The sequence below is a fragment of the Pseudomonas baetica genome, from assembly GCF_019733355.1.
Taxonomy (GTDB): Bacteria; Pseudomonadota; Gammaproteobacteria; order Pseudomonadales; family Pseudomonadaceae; genus Aquipseudomonas; species Aquipseudomonas baetica_A.
The window spans coordinates 1-244 of the sequence record NZ_JAIHLQ010000197.1 but is presented as its reverse complement, the minus strand read 5'-3'; the positions used below and the strand labels follow the sequence as shown (position 1 = coordinate 244).

Genomic DNA, 244 nt, shown 5'->3' with positions numbered 1-244 from the left:
AACGCCTCAATCAAAAGCCCTTCAAGAAGCTGCCCGGCTCACGCCGCTCGGCCTTCGAGACCATCGACCAACCCGCACTGCAACCGCTACCAGAACATCCGTATGTCTACGCCGAATGGAAAAAGGCGCGGGTGCACATCGACTATCACGTCGAGGTCGAGGGCCATTACTACTCGGTGCCGTACCAGCTGGTGAAGCACCAACTCGAAGTGCGGCTAACCGCTAAGACCGTCGAGTGCTTCCA

General features: G+C 58.2%; 1 protein-coding gene. It reads left to right on the top strand.

Annotated elements, in window-relative coordinates:
• Positions 1-244, top strand: a 244-nt coding sequence (locus tag K5E40_RS34730) for a Mu transposase domain-containing protein (protein ID WP_409339165.1), incomplete at both ends; no start/stop codon positions are given.